Annotated in this window: 22 protein-coding genes and 4 tRNA genes; 6 read left to right on the top strand and 20 right to left on the bottom strand. The window is 69.7% G+C overall.

Annotation, left to right across the window (positions count from 1 at the left end; translation table 11 throughout):
• Window position 1: 1 nt before the first annotated feature.
• From rpoB to ACFV1J_RS21875, 9 genes are all read right to left on the bottom strand, one after another.
• Window positions 2-3,484, bottom strand: a complete 3,483-nt coding sequence (gene rpoB / locus ACFV1J_RS21915; protein ID WP_385860576.1) for a DNA-directed RNA polymerase subunit beta — start codon at window positions 3,482-3,484, stop codon at window positions 2-4.
• Between the two features lie 625 nt (window positions 3,485-4,109).
• Entirely contained in the window at window positions 4,110-4,496 is a 387-nt protein-coding gene (gene rplL / locus ACFV1J_RS21910) for a 50S ribosomal protein L7/L12 (protein WP_385860575.1), read from the bottom strand.
• A gap of 126 nt (window positions 4,497-4,622) precedes the next feature.
• Window positions 4,623-5,150 carry a 50S ribosomal protein L10 gene (gene rplJ / locus ACFV1J_RS21905; RefSeq protein ID WP_261957041.1) on the bottom strand — a complete coding sequence of 176 codons (528 nt, stop codon included), beginning with the start codon at window positions 5,148-5,150 and terminating at the stop codon, window positions 4,623-4,625.
• 306 nt (window positions 5,151-5,456) lie between these two features.
• Window positions 5,457-6,311 carry a hypothetical protein gene (locus ACFV1J_RS21900; RefSeq protein ID WP_385860574.1) on the bottom strand — a complete coding sequence of 285 codons (855 nt, stop codon included), beginning with the start codon at window positions 6,309-6,311 and terminating at the stop codon, window positions 5,457-5,459.
• A 148-nt stretch (window positions 6,312-6,459) separates the two neighbouring features.
• Window positions 6,460-7,176, bottom strand: a complete 717-nt coding sequence (gene rplA / locus ACFV1J_RS21895) for a 50S ribosomal protein L1 (protein ID WP_385860573.1) — start codon at window positions 7,174-7,176, stop codon at window positions 6,460-6,462.
• 80 nt (window positions 7,177-7,256) lie between these two features.
• Window positions 7,257-7,691 carry a 50S ribosomal protein L11 gene (gene rplK, locus ACFV1J_RS21890; RefSeq protein WP_030412999.1) on the bottom strand — a complete coding sequence of 145 codons (435 nt, stop codon included), beginning with the start codon at window positions 7,689-7,691 and terminating at the stop codon, window positions 7,257-7,259.
• Between the two features lie 319 nt (window positions 7,692-8,010).
• Window positions 8,011-8,886 carry a transcription termination/antitermination protein NusG gene (nusG, locus tag ACFV1J_RS21885; RefSeq protein WP_385860572.1) on the bottom strand — a complete coding sequence of 292 codons (876 nt, stop codon included), beginning with the start codon at window positions 8,884-8,886 and terminating at the stop codon, window positions 8,011-8,013.
• A 72-nt stretch (window positions 8,887-8,958) separates the two neighbouring features.
• The gene (gene secE, locus ACFV1J_RS21880; RefSeq protein ID WP_385860571.1) at window positions 8,959-9,255 is read right to left on the bottom strand and encodes a preprotein translocase subunit SecE; all 297 of its coding nucleotides are present in this window, start codon (window positions 9,253-9,255) and stop codon (window positions 8,959-8,961) included.
• A gap of 105 nt (window positions 9,256-9,360) precedes the next feature.
• Window positions 9,361-9,433: transfer RNA gene (locus ACFV1J_RS21875), tRNA-Trp, on the bottom strand.
• A 182-nt stretch (window positions 9,434-9,615) separates the two neighbouring features.
• On the opposite strand from ACFV1J_RS21875, the gene ACFV1J_RS21870 reads away from it, so the two are divergent.
• A complete protein-coding gene (locus ACFV1J_RS21870) occupies window positions 9,616-10,851 on the top strand; it encodes a pyridoxal phosphate-dependent aminotransferase (RefSeq protein WP_385860570.1) in 1,236 nt (411 codons plus the stop codon).
• 131 nt (window positions 10,852-10,982) lie between these two features.
• A complete protein-coding gene (locus ACFV1J_RS21865) occupies window positions 10,983-12,059 on the top strand; it encodes an adenosine deaminase (protein WP_385860569.1) in 1,077 nt (358 codons plus the stop codon).
• A 97-nt stretch (window positions 12,060-12,156) separates the two neighbouring features.
• On the opposite strand, the gene ACFV1J_RS21860 is transcribed toward ACFV1J_RS21865, so the two are convergent.
• The 6 genes from ACFV1J_RS21860 to ACFV1J_RS21835 all read right to left on the bottom strand — a co-directional run bounded on the left by ACFV1J_RS21860 (window position 12,157) and on the right by ACFV1J_RS21835 (window position 14,706).
• Entirely contained in the window at window positions 12,157-13,251 is a 1,095-nt protein-coding gene (locus tag ACFV1J_RS21860; RefSeq protein WP_385860568.1) for a UDP-N-acetylmuramate dehydrogenase, read from the bottom strand.
• Window positions 13,252-13,289: 38 nt separating this feature from the next.
• On the bottom strand, window positions 13,290-13,724 hold the full coding sequence (locus tag ACFV1J_RS21855; protein ID WP_385860567.1) for a MaoC family dehydratase: 435 nt from the start codon (window positions 13,722-13,724) through the stop codon (window positions 13,290-13,292).
• 1 nt (window position 13,725) lies between these two features.
• Entirely contained in the window at window positions 13,726-14,178 is a 453-nt protein-coding gene (locus tag ACFV1J_RS21850; RefSeq protein WP_385860566.1) for a MaoC family dehydratase N-terminal domain-containing protein, read from the bottom strand.
• Between the two features lie 84 nt (window positions 14,179-14,262).
• The gene (rpmG, locus tag ACFV1J_RS21845; RefSeq protein ID WP_006604855.1) at window positions 14,263-14,427 is read right to left on the bottom strand and encodes a 50S ribosomal protein L33; all 165 of its coding nucleotides are present in this window, start codon (window positions 14,425-14,427) and stop codon (window positions 14,263-14,265) included.
• An 87-nt stretch (window positions 14,428-14,514) separates the two neighbouring features.
• Window positions 14,515-14,587: transfer RNA gene (locus ACFV1J_RS21840), tRNA-Met, on the bottom strand.
• 46 nt (window positions 14,588-14,633) lie between these two features.
• Window positions 14,634-14,706: transfer RNA gene (locus ACFV1J_RS21835), tRNA-Thr, on the bottom strand.
• Window positions 14,707-14,888: 182 nt separating this feature from the next.
• Here ACFV1J_RS21835 and ACFV1J_RS21830 point away from each other — a divergent pair.
• Together ACFV1J_RS21830 and ACFV1J_RS21825 are read left to right on the top strand one after the other, a co-directional pair.
• Window positions 14,889-16,157: an amidohydrolase family protein gene (locus ACFV1J_RS21830; protein ID WP_385860565.1), complete on the top strand. Its 1,269-nt coding sequence runs from the start codon at window positions 14,889-14,891 to the stop codon at window positions 16,155-16,157.
• Between the two features lie 101 nt (window positions 16,158-16,258).
• Window positions 16,259-16,921 carry an SDR family oxidoreductase gene (locus ACFV1J_RS21825; RefSeq protein WP_385860564.1) on the top strand — a complete coding sequence of 221 codons (663 nt, stop codon included), beginning with the start codon at window positions 16,259-16,261 and terminating at the stop codon, window positions 16,919-16,921.
• 112 nt (window positions 16,922-17,033) lie between these two features.
• Here ACFV1J_RS21825 and ACFV1J_RS21820 read toward each other — a convergent pair.
• A tRNA-Tyr gene (locus ACFV1J_RS21820) sits at window positions 17,034-17,115 on the bottom strand.
• Window positions 17,116-17,305: 190 nt separating this feature from the next.
• On the opposite strand from ACFV1J_RS21820, the gene ACFV1J_RS21815 reads away from it, so the two are divergent.
• Together ACFV1J_RS21815 and ACFV1J_RS21810 are read left to right on the top strand one after the other, a co-directional pair.
• On the top strand, window positions 17,306-17,794 hold the full coding sequence (locus ACFV1J_RS21815; protein ID WP_385860563.1) for a YajQ family cyclic di-GMP-binding protein: 489 nt from the start codon (window positions 17,306-17,308) through the stop codon (window positions 17,792-17,794).
• A 158-nt stretch (window positions 17,795-17,952) separates the two neighbouring features.
• On the top strand, window positions 17,953-18,696 hold the full coding sequence (locus tag ACFV1J_RS21810; RefSeq protein ID WP_385860562.1) for an antibiotic biosynthesis monooxygenase: 744 nt from the start codon (window positions 17,953-17,955) through the stop codon (window positions 18,694-18,696).
• Between the two features lie 36 nt (window positions 18,697-18,732).
• Here the strand turns inward: ACFV1J_RS21810 and ACFV1J_RS21805 are convergent, their stop codons facing one another.
• The 4 genes from ACFV1J_RS21805 to ACFV1J_RS21790 all read right to left on the bottom strand — a co-directional run bounded on the left by ACFV1J_RS21805 (window position 18,733) and on the right by ACFV1J_RS21790 (window position 23,460).
• On the bottom strand, window positions 18,733-19,125 hold the full coding sequence (locus ACFV1J_RS21805) for a YccF domain-containing protein (protein WP_030803071.1): 393 nt from the start codon (window positions 19,123-19,125) through the stop codon (window positions 18,733-18,735).
• Between the two features lie 124 nt (window positions 19,126-19,249).
• Window positions 19,250-20,116, bottom strand: coding sequence for a zinc metalloprotease HtpX (htpX, locus tag ACFV1J_RS21800; RefSeq protein ID WP_385860561.1), 867 nt, complete (start codon window positions 20,114-20,116; stop codon window positions 19,250-19,252).
• Between the two features lie 192 nt (window positions 20,117-20,308).
• A complete protein-coding gene (locus tag ACFV1J_RS21795; protein ID WP_385860560.1) occupies window positions 20,309-21,838 on the bottom strand; it encodes an NADH-quinone oxidoreductase subunit N in 1,530 nt (509 codons plus the stop codon).
• Window positions 21,838-23,460 carry a NuoM family protein gene (locus ACFV1J_RS21790; RefSeq protein ID WP_385860608.1) on the bottom strand — a complete coding sequence of 541 codons (1,623 nt, stop codon included), beginning with the start codon at window positions 23,458-23,460 and terminating at the stop codon, window positions 21,838-21,840. Before ACFV1J_RS21790 ends, ACFV1J_RS21795 begins: the two co-directional genes overlap by 1 nt.
• Window positions 23,461-23,468: the final 8 nt, after the last annotated feature.

Raw genomic sequence — 23,468 nt, 5'->3', positions numbered from 1 at the left:
GTCAGACCTCTTCGACGCTGCTCGGCTCGCGCCGGGACAGGTCGATGCCGAGCTCCTCCGCAGCGCGGAAGACGTCCTCGTCGGTGTCGCGCATCTCGATGGACATGCCGTCCGAGGACAGCACCTCCACGTTGAGGCACAGGGACTGCATCTCCTTGATGAGGACCTTGAAGGACTCGGGGATGCCGGGCTCCGGGATGTTCTCGCCCTTGACGATGGCCTCGTAGACCTTCACGCGGCCGGTGACGTCGTCGGACTTGATCGTCAGCAGCTCCTGGAGGGCGTACGCGGCGCCGTAAGCCTCCAGCGCCCACACCTCCATCTCACCGAAGCGCTGGCCACCGAACTGGGCCTTACCACCCAGCGGCTGCTGGGTGATCATCGAGTACGGACCGGTCGAGCGGGCGTGCAGCTTGTCGTCGACCAGGTGGTGGAGCTTGAGGATGTACATGTACCCGACCGAGATCGGGTCCGGGAACGGCTCACCGGAGCGGCCGTCGAAGAGCCGGGCCTTGCCGGAGCTCTTGACCATCCGCTCACCGTCGCGGTTGGGGAGCGTCGACTCGAAGAGACCGGCGAGCTCGTCCTCGCGCGCACCGTCGAAGACCGGGGTCGCGACGTTGGTGCGCGGCGCGACGTCGTCGGCGCCGATCGCCTGGAGCCGCTGCTGCCACTCCTCGCCGCCCTCGACCTTCCAGCCCTGGCTGGCGAGCCAGCCGAGGTGGATCTCCAGGACCTGTCCCGGGTTCATTCGGGACGGGACACCCAGCGGGTTGAGGATGATGTCGACCGGGGTGCCGTCCTCCAGGAACGGCATGTCCTCGACCGGCAGGATCTTCGAGATGACGCCCTTGTTGCCGTGGCGGCCGGCGAGCTTGTCACCGTCGGTGATCTTGCGCTTCTGCGCGACGTAGACGCGAACCAGCTGGTTCACGCCCGGCGGCAGCTCGTCGCCCTCTTCGCGGTCGAAGACGCGGACGCCGATGACCTTGCCGATCTCACCGTGCGGCACCTTCAGCGAGGTGTCGCGCACCTCGCGCGCCTTCTCACCGAAGATCGCGCGCAGCAGGCGCTCCTCGGGGGTCAGCTCGGTCTCGCCCTTGGGCGTGACCTTGCCGACGAGGATGTCGCCGGCGACGACCTCGGCACCGATCCGGATGATGCCGCGCTCGTCGAGGTCGGAGAGGACCTCCTCGGAGACGTTCGGGATGTCCCGGGTGATCTCCTCGGGGCCGAGCTTGGTGTCACGGGCGTCGACCTCGTGCTCCTCGATGTGGATCGAGGAGAGGACGTCGTCCTGCACGAGGCGCTGCGACAGGATGATCGCGTCCTCGTAGTTGTGGCCCTCCCACGGCATGAACGCGACGAGCAGGTTCTTGCCGAGCGCCATCTCGCCCTGGTCCGTGGACGGACCGTCGGCGAGGACCTGGCCCTCGATGACCCGCGCGCCCTCATCCACGACGACCTTCTGGTTGAAGGAGGTGCCCTGGTTGGAGCGGGTGAACTTGGCGACGCGGTACGTGGTGTACGTGCCGTCGTCGTTGGCGACGGTGATGTAGTCCGCGGAGACCTCCTGGACCACACCGTCCTTCTCCGCCTTGATGACGTCGCCGGCGTCGACCGCGCAGCGGTACTCCATGCCGGTGCCGACCAGCGGCGATTCCGCCTTGATCAGCGGAACGGCCTGGCGCATCATGTTCGATCCCATGAGCGCGCGGTTGGCGTCGTCGTGCTCGAGGAACGGGATCATGGCGGTCGCGGCCGACACCATCTGGCGCGGCGAGACGTCCATGAAGTGCACCTCGTCGGCGGGGACCAGGTCGACCTCGCCGCCGCGGCGGCGGACCAGGACACGCTGCTCGGCGAACCGCATGTCGTCGGTCAGCTTCGCGTTGGCCTGGGCGATGAGGAAGCGGTCCTCCTCGTCGGCGGTGAGGTAGTCCACCTCTTCGGTGACCTGACCGTCGACGACCTTGCGGTACGGGGTCTCGATGAAGCCGAAGACGTTGACCCGGCCGTACGAGGCGAGCGAGCCGATCAGACCGATGTTCGGGCCTTCCGGCGTCTCGATCGGGCACATGCGGCCGTAGTGCGACGGGTGCACGTCACGGACGTCCAGGCCGGCCCGCTCACGGGAGAGACCACCCGGGCCCAGCGCCGACAGACGGCGCTTGTGGGTCAGACCCGACAGCGGGTTGGTCTGGTCCATGAACTGCGACAGCTGGCTGGTGCCGAAGAACTCCTTGATGGAGGCGACGACCGGCCGGATGTTGATCAGCGTCTGCGGCGTGATCGCCTCGACGTCCTGGGTGGTCATGCGCTCGCGCACGACGCGCTCCATACGAGCCAGACCCGTGCGGACCTGGTTCTGGATGAGCTCGCCGACGTTGCGCAGACGACGGTTGCCGAAGTGGTCGATGTCGTCGGTCTCGACGACGATCGTGGTGCCGTTCTCGCCGATCGTCTCGGTCTCGCCGGCGTGCAGCTTCACCAGGTACTTGATCGTGGCGATGACGTCGTCGGTGGTGAGCACACCGGCGTCCAGCGGCTCGTCGCCACCGAGCTTCTTGTTGACCTTGTAGCGGCCGACCTTGGCGAGGTCGTAGCGCTTCGGGTTGAAGTAGAGGTTCTCCAGCAGCGTCTGCGCGGCCTCACGGGTCGGCGGCTCGCCCGGACGCAGCTTGCGGTAGATGTCCAGCAGCGCGTCGTCCTGGCCCTGGGTGTGGTCCTTCTCCAGGGTGGCGCGCATGGACTCGTAGTCGCCGAACTCCTCGAGGATCTGCTCGGTGGTCCAGCCGAGCGCCTTGAGCAGGACGGTGACGGACTGCTTGCGCTTGCGGTCGATGCGGACACCGACCATGTCGCGCTTGTCGATCTCCATCTCCAGCCAGGCACCCCGGGACGGGATGATCTTGGCCGAGAAGATGTCCTTGTCGGACGTCTTGTCGATGGAGCTGTCGAAGTACACGCCCGGCGAGCGGACCAGCTGCGACACCACGACACGCTCGGTGCCGTTGATGACGAAGGTGCCCTTGTTCGTCATGAGCGGGAAGTCGCCCATGAAGACCGTCTGGGACTTGATCTCACCGGTCTCGTTGTTGGTGAACTCCGCCGTGACGAAGAGCGGGGCGGCGTACGTGAAGTCGCGCTCCTTGCACTCGTCGATGGAGTTCTTCGGGGGCTCGAAGCGGTGGTCGCGGAACGTCAGCGACATCGACCCGGAGAAGTCCTCGATCGGGGAGATCTCTTCGAAGATCTCTTCAAGACCGGACTTGGTGGGAACTTCCTGCCCACTCTCCAGCGCAGCCTCGACGCGACCCTTCCATGCGGCATTGCCGAGCAGCCAGTCGAAGCTTTCGGTCTGCAGCGCAAGGAGGTTCGGAACCCCGAGGGGCTCCTTGATCTTCGCAAAAGAGATGCGCAGCGGGGCGGTGCTGTCGCCGTTGTTCGTATTGGCAGTCGAGGCGTTGCGCGAGGCGGCCAAGAGGGGGTCCTTCCGAGGGCTCGGACTCACTACGCGCGTACCGGTTCCGAATCGAGCAGACTGAGGGAAAGCCCAGGTCAGGGCGGATCGTCCAGCTTTGCTCGGGCTCGGATATGCCCCTGGTGACGGGCAGGGAGCAGCTAACAGGCAGCGCAAAGGGTCAGTGTAGCCACAAGGCCCACTGATGTCCAGGGCGAGTTTCCGGAGATCGGTTCAGCACCGTGATACCGATCTTCTCCCTCCGGGAAGTCGCGTCCTCCGTAGTGCCGGAGGATCCCCTCGTTTGTTCTTCTCAATGCCCTGCGCCTGCCGAAAGCCCTGCGCCAGTGGCGCACACCGATGCTTCCCTCTTCGTCGGCGATCCATGCCTCGAACCCTGGATCGCTTCAGCGTCGCGTCCCGAGAATTGCGCGCCGCGTCCGGTTCGTCAAGGCCCCCCACCTCTGCGAGATCGTCACATGGGAGCACGTCCGGGCAACGAAGATCACCATACTCGCACTCCGGCCGGAGGCAACGCAGCCCGGGCGAGCACGCCGAAGGGCGACCACCCGTATGGGTGATCGCCCTTGGCTGGGTGTCCGTTACACCTCAGGTGGCACGGACGTGAGTCGGAGACTCAGTGGGGTCACTTGACCTCGACGGAGGCACCGGCGCCCTTGAGGGCCTCGGCGGCCTTCTCGGCGGCGTCCTTGGCGACCTTCTCGAGGACCGGCTTCGGGGTGCCGTCGACGAGGTCCTTGGCCTCCTTCAGGCCCAGGGAGGTCAGCTCACGCACGACCTTGATGACCTGGATCTTCTTGTCGCCCGCACCGGTGAGGATGACGTCGAACTCGTCCTTCTCCTCCTCGGCGGCGGCGGCCGGGGCACCCGGGACGCCGGCGGCGACGACGGCGGCCGGGGCGGCAGCGGTGACGTCGAACTTGTCCTCGAACGCCTTCACGAACTCGGAGAGCTCGATGAGGGTCATCTCCTCGAACTGCGCGAGCAGGTCTTCCTGGCTGAGCTTCGCCATGATGGGCGATCCTTCCACTAATTCGGCAGGTGCCGGATGTACATGTGAGGCGGGCGTACGTTCGGGCCCGCTGTGGCCTCCCGGCCTAGGCGTACCTGGGCGCGGGGTGCCAATGTGCGAGCCGAATTACTCGGCACCGCCCTGCTCGGCCTGCTTGGCGCGAAGCGCTTCCGCGGTGCGGACGAACTTCGACGGCAGCGCCTGGAAGAGCGCGGCAGCCTGCGACTGCTTGCCCTTCATGGCACCGGCCAGCTTGCTGAGCAGAACCTCGCGGGACTCGAGGTCCGCAAGCTTCTTGATCTCGTCGGCGGACAGCGCCTTGCCTTCAAGGACACCGCCCTTGATGACGAGAGCGGGGTTGTCCTTGGCGAAGTCACGAAGACCCTTCGCCGCCTCGACCGGGTCACCGGTCACAAAGGCGACAGCCGTCGAGCCACTGAGGTGCTCGTCCAGCTGAATCCCGGCCTCATTGGCCGCGATCTTGGTCAGCGTGTTCTTCACCACACGGTACTGAGCGTTCTCGCCGAGAGAACGACGCAGCTCCTTGAGCTGCGCCACAGTCAGTCCGGTGTAAGAGGTAACAACAGCTGCGTTGGAGTCACGCAGCTTCTGCGTGATCTCCTCAACGGCTGCGATCTTGTCAGACGTCGCCATGAGCCTCGGCCTCCTTCCGGGTGATGAGGACCGCGCAGAAGGGGCTGGGCAAAACAAACGCCCCGGCGCAGGCGCACGGGGCGAGAACTCGACCAGGCTGACGCCCGGGAGCTTTCTTCCACAGTCACCTGCGCAGGTCGTCCGCAGCTAGCGGATCCTTCGGCCTCCACACGCCCGGGGTTCGGACGCGCAGCGACAACCAGCGGTCTTTGGCTTCCCGCATACGGTACGGGAGCGGCCTGCGTCAGGCAAATCGGCCGACAGGGGGCGCCGGCCGCGCCCCCTGCCCGCCGTTCAGCGGCTCACTTACGGCTTGCCGACCTTGTCGAAGTCCACCGTGTCACCGGCTGCCGGCACCTGGTCGGGGACCTTGGTGCCGTAGTGCGAGTAGAAGACCGTCGAGTCGTACGGGACCTTGCCGCCGACCAGCTGCTCGCGCTTCTTGACCAGCAGGTTGTCCGAGCCGATCCACAGGTCGATGGCCTCCTGGCCCGCACCGGACTGCTTGAGCTGCTGCTCCAGCGCCTTCATGTCCGACTCGCTGATGTTCTTCGACTGCATGCGGGTCAGCTCGGAGATCGAGAGGGTGCCGGTGTAGTGGGTGGCCTGGACGCCGCGGACGTCCTCCTTGCCGGCCTCCTTGACCTTGCCGGAGGCGATCAGCAGCTCCATCGCCCGGGTCGGGTTGTTGTTGTTCATCTGGTCCTTGATCAGGGCACCGGCCGGGCCCATCTTCTTGGCCAGGGCGTCGTAGTCGTACTTGACCCAGGACTTGCCGCCCATCGGCGTACCCAGGTTCATGTACATCGCGTCCGACGTGTACACGGCCTTCATGGGCTTGCCGGCCATCATCCCCGCGGACTGCGTGATGTCGAGGTTCATCCGCATGCCCTGGGACCAGTCCATCGCACCCTTCATCGACTGGGTGGAGGTGGCGTTCTTGAGCGTGCCGTCGACCTCGGCGGACTTCTTGCCGCCGGTCTGCTGCGCGGCCGTCTTCAGCGACGCCAACGCCACCTGGAGCGGGGACTGACCGGAGCCCGCTCCACCGTCACTACCGCCGCTGCCGCCGGCGTTGTCGCTCTTGCCGCCGTTACAGGCCGTCAGACCGGCCATCATGACAACTCCCGCCACCACGGCGGCCATACGCGTGCTGCGCACTGAGCTCCCCCTTTAGCTTTCCCTTGCTGGGCGTCGGGAGGACTTTAGACCAGACGGGTGACAGTGCATGCGTCAGGCCCCGCTCTCCCAGCACGGGAGAGCGGGGCCTGAAGGCGTTACGCGCGCTATGAGGCGTCGATCAGGGAGATCAGACGGCCTCGTCCTCGACGAGGAGGTTGCGGGTGCGGTTGGCGTCCACGGGGATGCCAGGGCCCATCGTGGTGGTGATGGTGGCCTTCTTGATGTAGCGGCCCTTGGCGGCGGACGGCTTGAGACGGGTGATCTCCTCAAGCGCCGCGGCGTAGTTCTCCACCAGCTTGGTCTCGTCGAAGGAGACCTTGCCGATGATGAAGTGGAGGTTCGCGTGCTTGTCCACGCGGAACTCGATCTTGCCGCCCTTGATGTCGGTGACAGCCTTGGCGACATCCGGGGTGACCGTGCCGGTCTTCGGGTTCGGCATCAGACCACGGGGACCGAGCACGCGGCCGAGGCGGCCGACCTTGCCCATCAGGTCCGGGGTGGCGACGACGGCGTCGAAGTCCAGACGGCCCTTGGAGACCTCGTCGATCAGTTCGTCCGAGCCGACGATGTCGGCGCCGGCGGCTTCCGCGGCCGCAGCACGGTCACCGGTCGCGAAGACCAGGACCCGGGCGGTCTTACCGGTGCCGTGCGGGAGGTTCACGGTGCCACGGACCATCTGGTCGGCCTTGCGCGGGTCGACGCCCAGACGCATGGCGACCTCGACGGTCGCGTCGAACTTGGTGGACGAGGTGTCCTTGGCGAGACGGACGGCCTCGAGCGGGGCGTACAGACGCTCCCGGTCGATCTTCGCGTCCGCGTTGCGAAGAGTCTTGCTGCGCTTCACTTCTGCTCCTGATGCAGTGGGATGGAGTCGTGGTCCGGACCAGCGCCTGGTCCTGCCACGGGGTGCCAAAGGGGCTGGGATCAGCCCTCGACCGTGATGCCCATGGAACGGGCGGTGCCGGCGATGATCTTCTCGGCGGCGTCCAGGTCGTTGGCGTTCAGGTCGGGCATCTTGGTGGTGGCGATGTCACGGACCTGGTCGCGGGTGATCTTGGCGACCTTGGTCTTGTGCGGCTCGCCGGAGCCCTTCTCCACGCCCGCGGCCTTCAGGATGAGCTTGGCGGCCGGGGGGGTCTTGGTGACGAAGGTGAAGGAGCGGTCCTCGTAGACCGTGATCTCCACCGGCACGACCATGCCACGCTGCGACTCGGTCGCGGCGTTGTAGGCCTTGCAGAACTCCATGATGTTGACGCCGTGCTGACCCAGCGCGGGGCCGACCGGCGGAGCCGGGTTCGCGGCACCGGCCTGGATCTGGAGCTTGATGAGCCCCGTGACCTTCTTCTTCTTGGGAGGCATGCTCTCTCCGGGTCCTGGTTTCCCTCGCTCACCGCCGGGCGCTTGGACCCGGTGTCGACGGTCGACCGTGCTCGGGCCCTCGTTCCTCGGACCCTGCGCGCTCTCCCTTTCGACACCGGCGCGCCCTTCGGCTCGCTCGGTTGTGAGAGTGTTTCGCCGATCCATCCGGTCATCCGGATGGAGGCATACCGCACAACGATAACGGGTATGGTCGCGCGGCCAAAAACCGACAGGTCAGACAGGCTGGCGCCCGTCTGACCTGGCCGGTGGCTGGTGGTCCGGGGAGGCCGTGCGGCCCTCCCGGATCAGGGGTACTCGATCAGTTCTTCTGGATCTGGTCGAAGGACAGCTCGACCGGGGTCTCCCGGCCGAAGATCTCGACCAGGCCCTTGACCTTCTTCGAGTCGGCGTTGATCTCGTTGATCGTCGCCTGGAGCGTCGCGAACGGACCGTCGGTGACCGTGACGGAGTCGCCCACCTCGAAGTCCAGGACCTGGACCTCGACCTTGCGGGACGGCGCCGGCTTGCCCTCGGCCGCGGCGGCCTCCTTGGCGGCCTTCTCCTCGGCCTCCGGGGCGAGCATCTTGACGATCTCGTCCAGCGTCAGCGGGTAGGGGTCGTAGGCGTTGCCGACGAAGCCGGTGACGCCCGGGGTGTTGCGGACGACGCCCCAGGACTCGTTCGTCAGGTCCATGCGCACGAGCACGTAGCCCGGGAGCTTGTTCTGGCGGACGGTACGGCGGTCGCCGTTCTTGATCTGGACGACCTCTTCCTGGGGCACCTCGGCCTGGAAGATGTAGTCCTCGACGTTCAGCGAGACGGCGCGCTGTTCGAGGTTGGTCTTCACGCGGTTCTCGTAGCCCGCGTAGGTGTGGATGACGTACCACTCACCGGGCAGACCGCGCAGTTCGTCGCGGAGGGCGTCCACCGGGTCGACCGGCTCCGGCTCCTCGGCGGACTCGTCCTCGGCGACCTCGACGGTGGCCTCGGAGTCCTCCTCGACGTGCACCGCGTCCTCTTCGGCGGGCTCGCCGGCGGCGGCTTCCTCGGCGTCGAACTCGTCGACGGTGTCGGCGCCCTCGACGATCTCCTGCGCGGTGTCTTCGCCCACGACCTCGGCCGAGGCAGCCGCGTCAACGTCGGCCGCTGCCGTCTCGGCGGATTCGGCGGCGTCGTTCAGGTTCGGGTCAGACACGGTGGCTGCTTCTTCCTGGCTTCAAGGGGTTGAACATGCGAAATGGCGCCCGCGCAGGCGCCCTCCGCGGGATCAGCCGAAGACGTACCCGACGACTCGGTTGATTCCCAAGTCAATCACGGTTACGAGACCGATGATGATGACAACGAAGACGATCACCACACTGGTGTACGTCGACAGCTGGTGGCGCGTGGGCCAGACGACCTTGCGGAGTTCCGCGATGACCTGGCGGTAGAAAAGCGCGAGACGTGCGAAGGGGCCCTTCTTGCCGCGCTTGCCGCCGCGCCGGGGCTTCTTCTGGGAGTCAGCGGCCTCGTCCTCGGAGCGACCGCGCTCAGGCATGTCGATGGAGCCCAGGGCGTCCGTCACTCGTCCTCACCTGAATCCGGTCGTGGCCGTGCCGCGCCCTGCCCTGCCGCACGGCGGTGCATTACATACGTACACGTGCACGCACTGCGGTGAGAGTGCGTGTAGCAGGGCCGGAGGGACTTGAACCCCCAACCGCTGGTTTTGGAGACCAGTGCTCTACCAATTGAGCTACGACCCTTTGTGGTTCCCCAACCTACCGCATGCGGGCGACTGCACTAAGTGCGTTCTCCGCGGCTGCCTGTTGAGGGCCAACGGTCAGCGAGTGTACGTGCTTCCGGGCCGGGCGTCGAACACGATCCTCCCGGGTGGTGGTCGCAAACCCGCGTATCGGGCCCGGCGGAGGTCTGCAACGATGCATGTATGAGCGCTGCAAACCCTTCCGTTTCGTCCCCCACCGACCGCCGGGTCTCGGCCCGCGTCGGTTCGATCTCCGAGTCGGCGACCCTCGCCGTCGACGCCAAGGCGAAGGCCCTCAAGGCCGCCGGACGCCCGGTGATCGGCTTCGGCGCCGGTGAGCCGGACTTCCCCACGCCCGACTACATCGTCGAGGCGGCCGCGGAGGCCTGCCGCAACCCGAAGTTCCACCGCTACACCCCGGCCGGCGGCCTCCCCGAGCTGAAGGCCGCGATCGCCGCGAAGACGCTGCGCGACTCGGGCTACGAGGTCGAGGCGGCGAACGTCCTGGTGACGAACGGCGGCAAGCAGGCGATCTACGAGGCGTTCGCGGCGATCCTCGACCCGGGTGACGAGGTCATCGTGCCCGCTCCGTACTGGACCACCTACCCGGAGTCGATCCGGCTGGCCGGCGGTGTGCCGGTAGACGTGGTCGCGGACGAGACCACCGGCTACCGCGTGACCGTGGAGCAGCTGGAGGCGGCGCGCACGGAGCGCACGAAGGTGCTGCTGTTCGTCTCGCCGTCGAACCCGACCGGCGCGGTCTACACCCGCGAGCAGGTCGAGGCGGTCGGCCGCTGGGCCGCGGAGCACGGCCTGTGGGTGCTCACCGACGAGATCTACGAGCACCTGGTCTACGGCGACGCGCAGTTCGCGTCGCTGCCGGTGGTCGTGCCCGAGCTGCGCGACAAGTGCATCATCGTCAACGGCGTGGCCAAGACGTACGCGATGACCGGCTGGCGGGTGGGCTGGGCGATCGGCCCCAAGGACGTCATCAAGGCCGCGACGAACCTCCAGTCGCACGCCACGTCCAACGTCTCCAACGTCGCGCAGGTGGCGGCCATCGCGGCCGTCTCGGGCGATCTGACGGCCGTCGAGGAGATGAAGGTCGCCTTCGACCGGCGCCGCAAGACGATCGTGCGGATGCTCAACGAGATCGACGGGGTGCTCTGCCCGGAGCCCGAGGGCGCGTTCTACGCGTACCCGTCGGTGAAGGAGCTGCTCGGCAAGGAGATCCGTGGCAAGCGGCCGCAGAGCAGTGTGGAGCTGGCCGAGCTGATCCTGGAGGAGGCGGAGGTCGCCGTCGTCCCGGGTGAGGCCTTCGGCACCCCCGGCTACCTGCGGCTTTCCTACGCGCTCGGGGACGAGGACCTGGTCGAGGGCGTCTCCCGGATCCAGAAGCTGCTGGCGGAGGCCAAGTAGGAACGACCTCCCGTTCTTGGTGGGTGAGCGGGCGGCCGGACGCGTTCCGGCCGCCCGTTCCTGCGTTCTCCCGGACACCCCTTCGGGAAAGGGCCTACCGGCGCGCCGCCCGGATACGGCAAGATCCTCAGATGGAGCACTCTTCAGCGGGACTTCCCCCGAACCCCCCGTGCACCCGTGCCCGTGACGGAGCCGCCCTCCGAGACCTGCGCCGGCTGCCGAAGGCCCATCTGCACCTGCACTTCACCGGTTCGATGCGGTCCGCGACCCTGCTGGACCTCGCCGACAAGTACGGCGTCCATCTGCCCGAGGCCCTGCGGGGCGGTGAGCCGCCCCAGCTGCGTGCCACGGACGAGCGGGGCTGGTTCCGCTTCCAGCGGCTGTACGACATCGCGCGTTCGTGCCTGCGCGCGCCCGAGGACATCCAGCGGCTGGTCCACGAGGCCGCCGAGGAGGACGTCCGGGACGGCTCGCGCTGGCTGGAGATCCAGGTCGACCCGACCTCGTACGCGCCCCGGCTGGGCGGGCTGATCCCGGCCCTGGAGATCATCCTGGACGCGGTGCACACCGCCTCCCGGGACACCGGTCTGGGGATCCGCGTGGTGATCGCCGCGAACCGTACGAGGCATCCGCTGGACGCCCGGACGCTGGCACGGCTCGCGGTGCGCTACGCGGACCGGGGCGTGATCGGTTTCGGGCTCTCCAACGACGAACGCCGGGGTTTCGCGCGGGACTTCGACCGGGCCTTCGCGATCGCCCGGGAGGCCGGTCTGCTGGCGGCGCCGCACGGCGGTGAGCTGTCCGGGCCGGCCAGCGTCCGGGACTGCCTGGACGATCTGCACGCCGGCCGGGTGGGGCACGGCGTACGGGCCGCGGAGGATCCCGTGCTGCTGCGCAGGCTGGCCGAGCGCCAGGTGACCTGTGAGGTCTGCCCGGCCTCGAACGTGGCGCTGGGGGTCTACGAGAAGCCCGAGGACGTACCGCTGCGGACGCTCTTCGACGCCGGGGTGCCGATGGCGCTGGGTGCGGACGACCCGCTGCTGTTCGGCTCGCGGCTGGCCGCGCAGTACGAGCTCGCCCGCACCGTGCACGGCTTCAGCGACGCGGAGCTGGCCGAGCTGGCCCGGCAGTCCGTCCGCGGCTCGCGCGCCCCCGAGGACGAGCAGCGGCGGCTGCTGGCGGAGATCGACGCCTGGCTGGCCGCGTAGGCGCCCAGCGGCCGGCGCGGGGGCCCCGGGCTGCCGTCGTAGGCCCGGGTGGCCCTCGTAGGCCCGGGTGGCCCGTCGTGGCGCCCTGGAGGCCCGGCTAGAGGCTGACGCCGACCGTGACGGGTTCGTTGACGAGGGTGATGCCGAAGGCCGCGTGGACGCCGTCCCGGACCTCGCGGGCCAGGGCGAGCAGGTCCTCGGTGGTGGCCTCGCCGCGGTTGGTGAGCGCGAGGGTGTGCTTGGTCGAGATGCGGGCCGGGCCGGTGCCGTAGCCCTTGGTGAAGCCGGCGCGGTCGATGAGCCAGGCCGCGGAGGTCTTCACCAGGCCGTCGCCGGCCGGGAAGGCGGGCGGGGCGGTGTCGGGGCCGAGGCGGTCCCGGACGCGCTCCAGGAAGGCGGCGTGCTCGGCCTCGGTGAGGATCGGGTTGGTGAAGAACGAGCCGGCCGACCAGGTGTCGTGGTCCTCCGGGTCCAGCACCATGCCCTTGCCGGCGCGCAGCGCCAGGACGGTCTTGCGGGCGATGTCCAGCGGGACCCGGTCGCCGACCTCGACGCCGAGGGCGCGGGCGGTCTCGGCGTACTTCAGGGGCGCGGAGAGCCCGCCGGCGTCCTCCAGGGCGAGGCGGACCCGCAGGACCACGAAGCGGTCGGGGTGCTGCTTGAAGCGGCTGTCGCGGTAGGCGAAGCCGCACTGCTCGTTGGTGAGGGTGACGGTCTCGCCGGCCCGGCGGTCGTAGGCGGTGACCTCGGTGATCGTGGTGGCGACCTCCTGGCCGTACGCGCCGACGTTCTGGACCGGGGTGGCGCCGGCCGAGCCGGGGATGCCGGCCAGGCACTCGATGCCGGCCAGTCCGGCCTCGACGGTGCGGGCGACCGCGTCGGACCAGTTCTCGCCCGCGGCCAGGGTGAGGGCGGTGCCGTCCAGCTCGAAGCCGGTGGTGGCGATGCGCAGGGCCGTGCCGTCGAAGCCCTTGTCGCTGATGACGAGGTTGCTGCCGCCGCCGATGATCAGCAGTGGCGTGCCGGCGTCGTCGGCCGCGCGGACGGCGGCGACCACCTCGTCGTCGGTGGTGGCCGTGATGAGGCGGTTCGCCGGTCCGCCGAGCCGGAAGGTGGTCAGCGGGGCGAGCGGGGCGTTTGCTTCTCCGTGGCGTTCCTGCACGGGCACAAGGGTACGGGGGCGGTCGGACATTCCCGTCCGGCCGCCCCCGGCTCCGTCGTCGGGCGGGCTCAGGCCAGGCGGACGACCGCGCGGGACATGCCCAGCACCTTCTGGCCCGCGCTCATCGCGGTGAGGTCGACGCGGACCGTGCGGGCGTCGTCGTCGAGCTTGGCCGCGACCTTGGCGCTGACCTCGATCTGCGCGCCCTGGTCGTCGTTGGGGACGATGACGGGCTTGGTGAAGCGCACGCCGTATTCGGCGACCGCGCCGGGGTCGCCGGCCCAGTCGGTGACCACCCGGATCGCCTCGGCCATGGTGAACATGCCGTGGGCGATGACGTCGGGCAGGCCGACCTCCTTGGCGAACTTCTCGTTCCAGTGGATGGGGTTGAAGTCGCCGGAGGCGCCCGCGTAGCGGACGAGGGTGGCGCGGTCCACGGGGAAGGTCTGCGCCGGGAGTTCGGTGCCGACCTCGACGTCGTCGTAAGAGATCTTCGCGGTCATCTCAGGCCTCCTCGGCGCGACGGGCCACCAGCTTGGTGAAGGCGGTCACGACGTGTTCGCCCGCCTCGTCGTGCACCTCGCCGCGGATGTCGATGATGTCGTTGCCCGCCATGGTCTTGATCGCCTCGATGGTGGAGGTGACGGCCAGCCGGTCACCGCTGCGCACCGGCCGGGTGTAGGCGAACTTCTGGTCGCCGTGCACCACCCGGCTGTAATCCAGACCGAGTTGCGGGTCCTCGATAACCAGCCCCGCGGCCTTGAAAGTGATCGCGAACACAAAAGTCGGCGGTGCGATCACATCGGGATACCCGAGCGCCTTGGCGGCATCCGCGTCGGTGTAGGCGGGGTTGGGATCCCCGATCGCCTCGGCGAATTCGCGGATCTTTTCCCGGCCGACCTCGTACGGGTCGGTGGGCGGGTACGTGCGTCCGACAAAAGACTGGTCGAGCGCCATGGGCTCGCAACCTCCGTGTACTGATGGTGCTAACGCCGTGAGGCCGCCCCCAGGAATGGGGACGGCCTCACGAACGAGCCTGTGTTATCGCGTCTCGCGGTGCGCGGTGTGCGAGTTGCAGCGCGGGCAGTGCTTCTTCATCTCAAGACGGTCCGGGTCGTTGCGCCGGTTCTTCTTGGTGATGTAGTTCCGCTCCTTGCACTCCACGCAGGCCAGCGTGATCTTCGGGCGGACGTCGGTGGCAGCCACGTGAGTGCTCCTTGACGGACGGTGGACGGATGAACGCAGAAAAGAGTAGCCGATCGAAGGACCGACCCCACAATCGGCTACTGTCAGTAGCGGTGACCGGACTTGAACCGGTGACACAGCGATTATGAGCCGCTTGCTCTACCGACTGAGCTACACCGCTGCGATGCGATCGGTTCCCGCCCGAAGGCGGGTACCTCACACATCAGAGCCCCAATACGGAATCGAACCGTAGACCTTCTCCTTACCATGGAGACGCTCTGCCGACTGAGCTATTGGGGCGAGCGATGAAGACATTACACGGCCCGCCGCCAAACGTGAAATCCGTATCCGCTCCGCGCCCCAACGGCCCCGCGCACCACACCGGTACGACTATTTCGCGCCTGCTCGAAGCTCCCCCGACGGCGCCCTACGCTCGGGGCAACGCTGCGTGATCTTGCACGCCCGTGGCTTCGAGGAGCGCGATGTCCGACAGCAGTTCGCCGCAGCCGCACCCCCGGCCGGGACAGCCCGGCGGACCCGGCCGGCACACCAGGTCGGACGGCGCCGCGCTGGTCCTGTGCGGCGCCCGGCTCGCCGACGGCCGCACCGTGGACGTACGGCTCGGCGGCGGACGCATCGAGGCCGTGGGCACGGCCGGCAGCCTCGCCCCCCAGGGAGCCCGCGTCGATCTGGCCGGCTATCTGCTGCTGCCCGCCCCCGCCGAGCCGCACGCACACTGCGACACCGCCCTGACGGCGGACTCCGACGGCCCGGCCTCCGACTCCCCCGAGGACGTCCAGCGGCGCACCACGGAGGCCGCGCTGCTCCAGCTGGGTCACGGGGCCACCGCCTCCCGGAGCCACGTCCGGATCGGCGACGTGCAGGGCCTGCGCTCGCTGGAGGCGGTGCTGCAGGCCCGCCGGTCGCTGCGCGGGCTGGCGGACCTGGCGGCGGTGGCGGTGCCGCGGGTGCTGACCGGGCTCGCCGGGGCCGACGGGCTGGCGATGCTCCGGGACGCCGTCAAGATGGGCGCGTCGGTCATCGGCGGCTGCCCGGATCTGGACCCCGATCCGGCCGGGTACGTCGAGACGGTGCTGGAACTCGCCGGGGAGCACGGCTGCCCGGTGGACCTGCACACGGACGGTGACGACCCGGCCCGGCTGGCCCGGTTCGCGGCGATGTCCGGCGGGCTGCGGTCCGGTGTGGCGCTGGGCCCGTGCGCCGGGATGGCCCGGATGCCGCGCAGCGTGGCCTCGCGGGTCGCCGAGCAACTGGCCGCCGCCGACGTCGCCGTGGTCTGTCTGCCGCAGGGCGACTGCACCGGCCTGGAGCGGTACGGCTCGCGGGTGTCGCGGCCGGCGCCGGTGCGGCTGCTGCGGGCGGCCGGGGTGCGGGTGGCGGCCGGCAGCGGGGCGCTGCGGGACGTGGCGAACCCGGTGGGACGCGGCGACCCGTTGGAGGCCGCGTACCTCCTGGCGTCCCTCGGGGAGGCCACGCCGGAGGCGGCGTACGAGACGGTGAGTTCGGCGGCGCGGACGACCCTCGGGATGCCCGAGGTACGGGTCGAGGCGGGCTTTCCGGCGGAGCTGCTGGCGGTGCGCGGCGAGCGGATCGCGGGGGTGCTCTCGCTGGCGTACAGCCGGATCGTGATCCACCGGGGGCGGGTGGTGGCCCGTACCAGCGCGGTGCGCGAGTACTGCGACTCGGCGGCCGAGGTGGCGCTGGAACTTCCCCGGCAGTCGCAGCGCTGACGCCGGGGGGCCGGTCGGCCCGGTGAGAAGGCGGTGAGAAGCGCCCGTTCCCCCGGCCGGTCCCCCGTGCCGCGGTGGACCTTCGGCGTACGGTCGGCACCATGCGCATTGTCATCGCAGGTGGACATGGTCAGATCGCGCTGCGGCTGGAGCGGCTGCTCGCCAAGCGCGGGGACGAGGTCGCGGGCATCATCCGCCGGCCGGAGCAGGCCGGCGCCCTGCTGGCCGCGGGCGCCGAACCGGTGGTCTGCGACCTGGAGTCGGCGTCGGTCGAGGATGTCGCCCGGCACCTGGAAGGCGCCGACGCGGCCGTCTTCGCGGCCGGTGCGGGCCCGGGCAGCGGCGCCGAACGCAAGGACACGGTGGACCGCGGCGCGGCCTCGCTCTTCGCGGACGCGGCCGAGGCGGCCGGTGTGCGCCGCTTCCTGGTCATCTCGTCGATGGGCGCCGACCGTGAGCCCCCGGAGGGCACCGACCCGGTCTTCGCCGCGTACCTGCGGGCCAAGGGCGCCGCGGACGCCGACGTACGCTCCCGGGCCGGCCTGGACTGGACGATCCTGCGCCCGGGCCGCCTGACGGACGACCCCGGCACCGGCCTGGTCACCCTGGCCGACGCCACCGGGCGCGGCGAGATCACCCGCGACGACGTGGCGGCCACCCTGGTGGAACTCCTCGACGAGCCCCGCACCATCGGCCGCACCCTGGAGCTGATCGGCGGCGATGTGCCGGTGAAGGAGGCGGTGGGGACGGTGGCGGCGCACTGACGGGCGGGCGGCGGGGGCGCGCCCCCGCAAAGGCCCCGTAAGGCCCCACAAGGCCCCCAAACACGAGAAACCCCCTCCACTGCTGATTCGCAGGGGAGGGGGTTCCTCACTGTGGCGGCGCCAGGATTCGAACCTGGGAAGGCTGAGCCGGCAGATTTACAGTCTGCTCCCTTTGGCCGCTCGGGCACACCGCCGGGGTTTGCTGCCGGGAGAGCCGCTTTTCGGCGGTGCTCCGTGGCAACGACGTAAACCATACCCGATGGCTGGGGGTGGTTCGCCACTCGATTCGCGAGCGCTGGATCTTGGTGGGGTGGCTAGGCTTGGCAAGCGGTCCGGGGACGGTCCGCAGCCCTGACGGATCTACGCACGAGGAGCCAACTCAACATGGCCGACTCCAGTTTCGACATCGTCTCGAAGGTAGAGCGGCAGGAGGTCGACAACGCCCTCAACCAGGCCGCCAAGGAGATCTCGACGCGCTATGACTTCAAGGGCGTCGACGCCTCGATCGCATGGTCGGGCGAGAAGATCGAGATGCGGGCCAACGCCGAGGAGCGGGTCAAGGCCGTGCTCGACATCTTCCAGTCCAAGCTGGTCAAGCGCGGGATCTCGCTGAAGGCGCTGGACGCCGGCGAGCCGCAGGCCTCGGGCAAGGAGTACAAGATCTTCGCCTCCATCGAGGAGGGGATCTCGCAGGAGAACGCGAAGAAGGTCGCCAAGATCATCCGCGATGAGGGCCCGAAGGGCGTCAAGGCGCAGGTGCAGGGCGACGAGCTGCGGGTCAGCTCCAAGAGCCGGGACGACCTGCAGGCGGTGCAGCAGCTGCTGAAGGGCAAGGACCTGGACTTCGCCATCCAGTTCGTGAACTACCGGTGAGCCGGTAGGACCCGGCTTCGGCCTTCGGGATGGGGCGGCACGCCACGGGTGTGCCGCCCCACCGGCGTTCCGGACTCTCGCCGGACGACTTCCGGCTTCCCGCCCCCCTCGTGGACCTCGCTTGACGTCAAGTCCGGTTGAGATTGCAGGCTCCTGGCATGACTTCTCAGGAGAACGTGCAGAGCGGCGAAAGCCTGGCCACCGGTCCCCGCGCGGGCTTCAGTACCGATGTATTTCCCCAGGTCAGGCGGGCGGGTGCGGGGCTCGTACTGATCAGTGAGTGGGATGCCGGGAGCCCTGAGGGGCAGCGGGCCGCCCTGGACGGGATGGCCCGGGCGTGGGAGGAGGCGCCGCTGCCGGCGGGCTTCCTGTCGCGGGTGCTGTTCGCCGGGACGGACGGGCGCAGCGTGCTCAACTACGGGCAGTGGACGAGCGATGCGGCCTACGAGGAGTTCGTGCGCGGCCAGGACACCGGGTCGCGGGAGCGGATCGCGGGCGGGCCGGCCGCCGTGGGTGACGTCGGCGACACCGGCCCCACCCGTTACCGGCTCTACCGCAGCCTGCTGCCCCAGGGCGGGCCGCAGGCCCCGGGCTGCCTCGTGCGGGTCGCCTTCCGTACGGCGGGGCACGACGCGGCCCGGGAGCTCGTCGACGGGCTGCTGGATCTGATCGGCGGCATCCAGCCGGGCGAGGGCGGGATCGCCTCGCACTTCCACATCAGCGAGGACGGCACCCGGGTCGTCAACTACAGCGAGTGGACGACCGCCGAGGCCCACGAGCGGGAGATCGCCGGGAGCCTCCGGCGCGGTGGGCCGGTGATGGCCTTCATCGAGGGCCTGGCCGGCGTGGAACCGCTCGGCTTCCGGCGGTACGTGGGGCCGCGGGGGCTGGTGCGCGAGTGACCGCCGGCCCGTGGGGCGGGCCCGTACGCCCGTACGTCAGCGGGTCGCGAAGGGCTGGTCCGTCGGCACGATCTCGCGGCCGAGCGGCAGCAGGGAGATCGGGATCATCTTGAAGTTGGCGATGCCGAACGGGATGCCGATGATCGTCACGCACAGCGCGAGGCCGGTGACGATGTGGCCCAGGGCCAGCCACCAGCCCGCGAAGATGATCCAGATGACATTGCCGATGGCGGAGCCGGCGCCGGCGTCGCGTCGGACGACGGTCGTCCGGCCGAAGGGCCACAGGGCGTAGCCGGCGATGCGGAAGGACGCGATGCCGAACGGGATCGTGATGATCAGGATGCAGCAGATGATGCCCGCGAGGAGGTAACCGAGGGCCAGCCAGAACCCGCTGAGGATCAGCCAGAGGACGTTGAGGATGAGCTTCATGATCGGCAGCCTTCCACGGGCACGGCGAACGGGGTAACTGCCGTGCTAGACGCACCGAAGCCGGTGGAGCGTTGCGTTCATGATGCGACGGTGGCCGGGGGACGGCCACCGGCGGCCGCGGGCCTCAGGGGCGGTGGTGGCCGGCCATCTGCTCCAGGCGGGCGATGCGTTCGCGCATCGGGGGGTGGGTGGAGAACAGCTTGGACATGCCCTCGCCGGCCCGGAACGGGTTGGCGATCATCATGTGGCCGGCGGTCTCCAGCCGCGGCTCGGGCGGCAGCGGAAGCTGCTGGGTACCGATCTCCAGCTTGCGCAGGGCGGAGGCCAGGGCGAGCGGATCGCCGGTGAGCTGGGCGCCCGAGGAGTCGGCCTCGTATTCGCGGGAGCGGCTGACGGCCAGTTGGATGAGGGAGGCCGCGATCGGGCCGAGGAGCACGATCAGCAGCATGCCCACCAGGCCGGGGCCCTCGTCGTCCTCGGACCTGCCTATGGGGATCAGCCAGGCGAAGTTGACCAGGAACAGCACGACCGAGGCCAGGGCGCCCGCGACGGACGAGATGAGGATGTCGCGGTTGTAGACGTGGCTGAGCTCGTGCCCGATGACGCCGCGCAGCTCGCGCTCGTCGAGGAGCCGCAGGATGCCGTCCGTGCAGCAGACCGCGGCGTTGCGCGGGTTGCGGCCGGTGGCGAAGGCGTTGGGCGCCTGGGTCGGGGAGATGTAGAGCCGCGGCATGGGCTGGCGGGCGGCCGTCGACAGCTCGCGGACCATGCGGTAGAGCTGCGGCGCCTCGAACTCGCTCACCGGGCGGGCCCGCATGGCGCGCAGGGCGAGCTTGTCGCTGTTCCAGTACGCGTAGGCGTTGGTCGCCACGGCGACGAGAACGGCGACGATCAGGCCGGTGCGCCCGAAGAGACTGCCGATGACGATGATGAGTGCGGACAGTCCCCCGAGGAGTACGGCGGTTCTGAGCCCGTTGTGCCGGCGGTGCACGGTACGCCCTCCAAGCGGTGCGGCAGGGGAACCCTGTGCTGCGTTGCTCCACTCTCCAGTGGACCCTTACTCACTGGTCAACGCGAGATGAACGGGCCGGGTTCCCGCTGCCCCGGCCACCTGCCCGGGGGCGGGCGCCGGGTACCCGTCCGTGGGCCGTGCCCCCGTACGGGTGGATCCAGGCGCGTCCGGTCAGAGCAGTGCGCCGGAGGCGAACCGGAGGACGAGCTGGGGCGCGCCGGAGAGGGCGAGGCCCAGGACGGTGGCGAGGGCGATGGCGGTGGCCAACGGGACCGGGATCCGGGGGGCGGGCGGCCGCGGCCCGGCGGGTGCGGCCACGGGCTCCTCGGCGCCCCGGAAGAGCACCGCGGTCCACTGCAGGTAGTAGTAGAGCGCGATCACGACGTTGACGGCCATGATCACGGCGAGCCAGGCCAGCCCGGCGTCGACGGCCGCGGAGAAGACCGTGACCTTGGCGAACAGGCCGATGATGCCCGGGGGCAGACCGGCCAGGCAGAGCAGGAAGAAGCCCATGGCGAGCGCCACGAGGGGCCGGCGGGCGTACAGGCCGCGGTAGTCGGTGACGCGGTTGGCGGGGCGCGTACGGGCCACCAGGGCGGCGACGGCGAACGCGCCGAGGTTCACGGCCGCGTACATCAACGCGTAGGCGACGGTGGCGCCGATGGCGTGCGCCGGTCGATGGGTGTAGCCCGCGGCGGCCAGCGGCACCAGGAGGTAGCCGGCCTGGCCGACCGACGACCAGGCGAGCAGGCGGACCGCGCTGTGCTCCCGGCGGGGGTCCTGGCGGAGCGCGGCGACGTTGCCGACGGTCATGGTGAGCGCGGCGAGGACGGCCAGCGCGGGGCCCCAGACGTCGGCGTACGCGGGGAAGCCCTGGACGGTGACGAGGATCAGGCCGGAGAAGCCGACGGCCTTGCCGACCACGGAGAGGTAGCCGGCGATCGGCAGCGGCGCGCCGACGTAGGTGTCGGGCACCCAGAAGTGGAACGGGGCGGCCGCCGTCTTGAAGGCGAAGCCGACCAGGGTGAGCGCGACGCCGGCGCTCGCCAGGGTGGCGAGGCGGGCGTCGGGGAGGTCGGTGAGGGCGTGCGCCACCCGGGAGAGGTAGAGGCTGCGGGTGGCCGCGTACACGAAGCTGACGCCGAGCAGCATCACGGCGGTGGCGGCCACCGAGGAGAGGAAGAACTTCAGCGCCGCCTCGGAGGAGAGCCGGTCGCCGCGGCGCAGGCCCACGAGGGCGAAGGCCGGCAGTGAGGCGACCTCCAGGGCGATGACGAGGGTGGCCAGGTCCCGGGAGGCGGGCAGCAGGGCGGCGCCGGCGGCCGAGGACAGCAGCAGGAACCAGTACTCGCCGGCGGGCAGGTCGTGGTCCTTGATGGTGTCGAGGGACAGCAGGGCGGTCAGCAGCGCGCCGCCGAGCACCAGGAACTGGATGACCAGGGTGAACGGGTCGGCTACGTAGCTGCACACATCGGCGTGCCCGGGGAGGCAGAACGTGCGGCGGTCGCCGCCCAGGAGGGGCAGCAGGGACAGCGCGGCGAGGACGAGGCCTGCCGTGGCGGCCCAGCCCAGCAGCTGCTTGCGGGCCGCCGGCACGAACAGGTCGGCGACCAGCACGGCCAGGGCGACGACCGCGGTGATGGTGGGCGGGGCGATCGCGACCCAGTCGACGGACTGGACCAGAGAGGTGATCGAGCTCATCACTTACCGCCTCCGAGGAGCTGCTGGACGGCCGGGTCGGTGAGGCCGAGGGGGGCCGCGGGCCACAGTCCGGCGAGGACGGTGAGGGCGGCCAGGGGGGACCAGGCCGCGTACTCGTAGCGCGCGAGGTCGGGGACGGCCGGGGCGGGGGCCGGGGCGCCGGCCGCGGGCTGCTCCGGCTCGCCGTCGGCGCCGCCGAGCGGGGCGGTGTGGGCGAGGTGCGGGGTGCCGCCCATGCAGACCCGGCGGACGACGAGGAGCAGGTAGGCGGCGGTCAGCAGGGTGCCGAGGCCGGCCAGCACCATGAACGTCAGGAAGGCCGGGCGGCTCAGGCCCGCGGCGGGCCGGAAGGCGCCGAACATGGCGAGCATCTCGCCCCAGAAGCCGGCCAGTCCGGGCAGGCCGAGCGAGGCGACCGCGCCGAAGGCGAGCAGGCCGCCGAAGCGGGGGGCCTTGCCGTAGAGGGCGGCGCCGGTGGTGCCGGAGAGGGCGTCGAGGTCGCTGGTGCCGGTGCGGTCCTTGAGGGCGCCGACGAGGAAGAAGAGCAGGCCGGTGATCAGGCCGTGCGCGATGTTGGCGAACAGGGCGCCGTTGACGCCGGTGGGGGTCATGCTGGCGATGCCGAGCAGGACGAAGCCCATGTGGCCGACGGAGCTGTAGGCGATCAGGCGCTTGAGGTCGCCCTTGCCGCCCTTGCGGACGAGGGCGAGGCAGGCGAGCGAGCCGTAGATGATGCCGACGGCGGCGAACGCGGCGAGGTAGGGCGCGTAGGTGTGCATGCCCTCGGGGGTGATGGGCAGCGCGATCCGTACGAAGCCGTAGGTGCCCATCTTCAGCAGGACGCCGGCCAGCAGCACCGAGCCGACGGTGGGGGCGGCGGTGTGCGCGTCGGGCAGCCAGCTGTGCAGCGGCCACATCGGGGACTTGACGGCCAGTCCGATGCCGATCGCGAGTACCGCGAGGAGCTGGACGGTGTGGCTGAGCTGGGCTTTCGGGCCGTTGTCAGTGGCGAGTGCGACCATGTCGAACGTGCCGGATTTCACGCCGATGAGGAGGAGGCCGAGCAGCATCACGACGGAGCCGAGCAACGTGTAGAGGATGAACTTCCAGGCCGCCGCCTGCTTCCCCGCACCGCCCCAGCGGGCGATGAGGAAGTACATCGGGATGAGGACCATCTCGAAGGCGAGGAAGAAGAGCATCAGGTCCAGGACGGCGAACGTGGCGAGGGTGCCGGCCTCCAGGACGAGCAGCAGGGCCACAAATGCCTTGGGAGACGGGCCCGTTGGCATGTGGAAGTAGGAATAGAGCGCGCAGAGGAAGGTCAGCAGCGCGGTCATGACGACGAGGGGGAGCGAGATGCCGTCGACGCCGAGGTGGATACGGATGCCGAGCGCCGGGATCCAGCTGATGTCGGTGGTGGCCTGCATACGCGCCGGCTGAGCGTGGTCGAAGCCGGCGGCCAGGGCGACGGTGGCGGCGAGCACGACGCCGGTGACGGTCACGCCGTGGCGCAGTACGGCCTGGTCGGGGTTCTTGCCCTTCAGGCCGGGCGGCGCGGGCAGCAGCGCGGCGAGCGAGCCGAGGAGGGGGAGGACGACGACGCCCACGAGGAGGAACTGCAGGGCGGTGT

The sequence above is a fragment of the Streptomyces sp. NPDC059649 genome (genome assembly GCF_042734445.1).
In the GTDB taxonomy this organism is placed as follows: domain Bacteria; phylum Actinomycetota; class Actinomycetes; order Streptomycetales; family Streptomycetaceae; genus Streptomyces.
The sequence above is the reverse complement of the archived record's forward strand: the minus strand, read 5'-3'. Positions and strand labels throughout refer to the sequence as shown.